Raw genomic sequence first — 4,012 nt, 5'->3', positions numbered from 1 at the left:
CGTTTATACAGCATATCCAAAAATAGTTACAGGTTTTCCTTATAATTTTGATAACGAAATTGCAGGAAAAACAGGGACAACACAAAATCAATCAGATGGTTGGTTTATGGGGATTGTACCTAATTTGGCAACAGGTGTTTGGACAGGTGGAGAGGATAGATCAACCCATTTTCCAGGTATTGGCTATGGACAAGGAGCAACCATGTCTTTACCTTCTTGGGCATTGTTTATGCAAAAATGTTATGCAGATAAAAGTTTAAAAATCAGTAAAGAAGATTTTGAAAGACCAGAAGACTTAATCATAAGAGTAGATTGTGATGAAAAAACAGATGAAGAAAAGAAAGGCAAAATAGACATCATTCCAGAAGAAGATACAGACTTTTAGTTTTGTATTTATCTCTGAATATTAAAACATAATTAGTATGATTAACAAAAAAGTAAATAGCGTAAAAGAAGCTTTAGTAGGGGTTAAAAGTGGTATGACTTTAATGTTAGGTGGTTTTGGTTTATGTGGTATTCCAGAAAATGCAATCTCTCAATTAGTAGCTTTAAATATTAAAGATGTAACCTGTATTTCTAATAATGCTGGTGTAGACGATTTTGGTTTAGGATTGCTTTTACAAGGAAAACAAATAAAAAAAATGATATCTTCTTATGTAGGAGAAAATGACGAGTTTGAGCGCCAAATGTTGTCTGGAGAGCTAGAAGTAGAGCTAACACCACAAGGTACTTTAGCAGAAAAATGTAGAGCAGCACAAGCTGGTTTTCCAGCATTTTATACACCAGCAGGATTTGGAACTGAAGTAGCAGAAGGTAAAGAAACTAGAGAGTTTGATGGTAAAATGTATGTATTAGAACCTGCTTTTAAAGCAGATTTTGCCTTTGTAAAAGCATGGAAAGGTGATGCTGCAGGTAACTTAGTTTTTAAAGGAACATCAAGAAACTTTAATCCAAACATGTGTGGTGCAGCTACTATTACTGTTGCCGAGGTTGAAGAATTGGTTCCTGTAGGAGAATTAGATCCGAATACGATTCATATACCTGGCATATTTGTGCAACGTATTTTTCAAGGAAAAGATTATGAAAAAAGAATAGAGCAAAGAACGGTAAGACAAAAACAATAGTTATGGCTTTAGATAAAAATGGAATCGCTAAAAGAATAGCACAAGAAGTTCAAGACGGATTTTACGTAAACTTAGGTATTGGCATTCCAACACTTGTTGCAAACTACGTGAGAGATGATATAGAGGTTGAGTTTCAAAGTGAAAATGGCGTTTTAGGTATGGGACCTTTTCCTTTTGAAGGTGAAGAAGATGCAGATATTATAAATGCAGGAAAACAAACGATTACAACTATGCCAGGAGCAAGTTTTTTTGATTCTGCAACTAGTTTTTCTATGATACGTGGCAAACATGTAGATTTAACCATTTTAGGTGCTATGGAAGTTGCTGAAAACGGAGATATTGCCAATTGGAAAATACCAGGTAAAATGGTAAAAGGTATGGGTGGTGCTATGGATTTAGTAGCTTCTGCAGAAAATATAATTGTTGCCATGATGCATACCAACAAACGAGGAGAAAGTAAATTGCTAAAACAATGTTCTTTACCATTAACAGGTGTTGGTTGTGTTACCAAAATCGTAACCAATTTAGCAGTTATAGAGGTAAAAAATAATGCCTTTCATTTGTTAGAAAGAGCACCAGGAGTTTCTGTAGAAGAAATTAAAAAAGCAACAGAAGGTAGTTTAGTTGTAAATGGAGAGGTATCAGAAATGGATATTTAAAATGAAAAAAAAGTTACTTGAAATCAAAAAAATGAATCTTTTTAAAAAAACATACAGGTTAATAAACCCTATTTTAATTGTAGTTTTTATGTTGTTGTTAGATAAAGTTTTTGATATTAAAGGAGTTGTGATTAATACAGCAATTGCGGTTACTTTAGCCTATGTTTTATCACCAAAAGTAAAAATTGTACAAAAACAAAATGGAGAAGAAGAGCAAATAAAATGGTTGTTTTTCAAAAAAGTAATTAATAAAAAACTTTAGAGATTGAGTTTTCTTTTTATACGAAAGAGATAAATAAAGGAATATGAAAATAGTATCTTACAACGTAAACGGAATTAGAGCAGCACTAAAAAAAGGGTTTTTAGATTGGTTACAAGCCGCAAAACCAGATGTTATTTGCATACAAGAAACCAAAGCACATAAAGAACAATTAAATTTAGAAGATTTCGAAAATGTAGGTTATCCTTATCATTATTGGTTTTCCGCTCAAAAAAAAGGTTATTCTTCTGTGGCAATTTTATGCAAACAAAAACCCAATAATGTAGTGTATGGTACAGGTATAGAAACCATGGATTTTGAAGGTAGAAATCTACGTGTAGATTTTGATGATGTCTCTATTATGAGCATGTATTTGCCTTCGGGTACTAATTTAGACAGACTTAGTTTTAAGCTAAATTATATGGATGAAATGCAGGAATACATCAACAATTTAAAACAAGAAATTCCCAATTTGGTTATCTGCGGAGATTACAATATTTGCCACGAAGAAATAGACATACACAACCCAAAAATGAAAGGTGTTTCTGGGTTTTTACCTGAAGAAAGACAATGGATTGGTGAGTTTATAGAAAGCGGATTTATAGATAGTTTTAGATATATACATCCAGAAAAACAAGAATATTCTTGGTGGAGTTACAGAGCAAATGCAAGAGCCAATAATAAAGGTTGGCGTTTAGATTATGCCATGGTTTCAGAACCTTTAAAAAACAACATTTCTAGAGCATATATTTTACCAGAAGCCAAACATTCAGACCATTGCCCAATTGCTGTAGAATTAACTCTTTAAAACACTATTTAGCTATTCTTTAAAGAGGCTAAGCATTATAAAATGAAAAAATTTCTCATCCTTTTCTTTATTACTTCAAGTATTTTTGCACAAATACCTACAGATACAATACCTAAAAAAATAACGCGTGCAGATTTATTTACAAATTATGATATTGTGTTGATAGATAGTTTGTTAATGGATACAAAATACAGATCTCCTTTGTATGATACTTCCGAATATTACATCAAGAATATCAACGAAAAAAAGGTAGAAAATGTACCATTATCAACAGTTGTGTTAAAAGAAAGATTGCAAAAAATTGATGCAAAAACCCCTTTTCATATTGCTTACAATCCGGCTTTAGAAAAAGTAATAAAATCATATTTAAAGTACAGAAAAAGGTATTATCCTGCTTTAATGGCAAAAGCGGTTTTTTACTTTCCAATGTTCGAGAAATATCTAGATCAGTATGATATTCCTCTAGAAATGAAATATTTGGCAATTGTAGAATCTGCTTTAGACCCAACTGCAAAATCTAGAGTTGGAGCAACAGGTTTGTGGCAGTTTATGTACACCACAGGCATACAATACAATTTAAAAGTAAGCTCTTATGTAGATGAGCGTCAAGATCCTGTTAAAGCAACCATTGCAGCTTGTAAATACTTATCTGATTTATATAATATTTTTGGTGATTGGGATTTGGCTTTAGCAGCCTATAATTCGGGCCCAGGTAATGTAGCAAAAGCGATAAAAAGATCTGGTGGTTATAGAAATTATTGGAATATTAGACCTTTTCTACCCAGAGAAACAGCAGGCTATGTGCCAGCATTTTATGCAACTATGTATTTATTTGAGTATCAAAAAGAACACCAACTAATTGCAGATGCACCTCAAATTCGTCATTTCGAAACAGATACAATTCAGATTAAAAAAACCATAAGTTTTGACCATATTTCAGAAACTACAGGTATAAGTTCAGAGTTAATTCAGTTTTTAAATCCTTCTTACAAGTTAGATATTATTCCTTTTGTGGATGGCAAAAATTACGCTGTAACTTTACCAAGAAAAAATTCTTTCCATTTTTTAGACAAAGAAGATGCTATTTATACTTTGGCAACAGAAGATGCTGCAAAAAGAGAAAAACCATTGCCTAAGTATTTTGAAATGGATAAACGCATTC

5 protein-coding genes and 1 pseudogene are annotated in these 4,012 nt (G+C 32.3%); all 6 read left to right on the top strand.

From position 1 onward, the window contains the following. A pseudogene (locus ACTG3S_RS02655) lies at nucleotides 1–385 on the top strand (penicillin-binding protein); the annotation flags it as partial. A 37-nt stretch (nucleotides 386–422) separates the two neighbouring features. Further along, nucleotides 423–1,124: a CoA transferase subunit A gene (locus ACTG3S_RS02650; protein ID WP_439127829.1), complete on the top strand. Its 702-nt coding sequence runs from the start codon at nucleotides 423–425 to the stop codon at nucleotides 1,122–1,124. Between the two features lie 2 nt (nucleotides 1,125–1,126). After that, nucleotides 1,127–1,783, top strand: coding sequence for a 3-oxoacid CoA-transferase subunit B (locus ACTG3S_RS02645; protein WP_439127828.1), 657 nt, complete (start codon nucleotides 1,127–1,129; stop codon nucleotides 1,781–1,783). Nucleotides 1,784–1,814: 31 nt separating this feature from the next. Continuing rightward, nucleotides 1,815–2,045, top strand: coding sequence for a hypothetical protein (locus tag ACTG3S_RS02640; protein WP_439127827.1), 231 nt, complete (start codon nucleotides 1,815–1,817; stop codon nucleotides 2,043–2,045). A gap of 43 nt (nucleotides 2,046–2,088) precedes the next feature. Further along, the gene (locus ACTG3S_RS02635) at nucleotides 2,089–2,850 is read left to right on the top strand and encodes an exodeoxyribonuclease III (RefSeq protein WP_439127826.1); all 762 of its coding nucleotides are present in this window, start codon (nucleotides 2,089–2,091) and stop codon (nucleotides 2,848–2,850) included. Nucleotides 2,851–2,892: 42 nt separating this feature from the next. Further along, nucleotides 2,893–4,012 (top strand): lytic transglycosylase domain-containing protein (locus ACTG3S_RS02630; RefSeq protein ID WP_439127825.1); only part of this gene is annotated, 1,120 nt, incomplete at its 3' end.

The organism is Polaribacter sp. (genome assembly GCF_965656025.1).
Lineage (GTDB): Bacteria > Bacteroidota > Bacteroidia > Flavobacteriales > Flavobacteriaceae > Polaribacter.
The sequence above is the reverse complement of the archived record's forward strand: the minus strand, read 5'-3'. Positions and strand labels throughout refer to the sequence as shown.

Excerpts from the sequence above, each read along its gene's own strand:
- ACTG3S_RS02635 (WP_439127826.1), top strand. The coding sequence starts at position 2,089 with ATGAAAATAGTATCTTACAACGTAAACGGAATTAGAGCAGCACTAAAA.
- ACTG3S_RS02650 (WP_439127829.1), top strand. The coding sequence starts at position 423 with ATGATTAACAAAAAAGTAAATAGCGTAAAAGAAGCTTTAGTAGGGGTT.
- ACTG3S_RS02645 (WP_439127828.1), top strand. The coding sequence starts at position 1,127 with ATGGCTTTAGATAAAAATGGAATCGCTAAAAGAATAGCACAAGAAGTT.
- ACTG3S_RS02640 (WP_439127827.1), top strand. The coding sequence starts at position 1,815 with ATGAATCTTTTTAAAAAAACATACAGGTTAATAAACCCTATTTTAATT.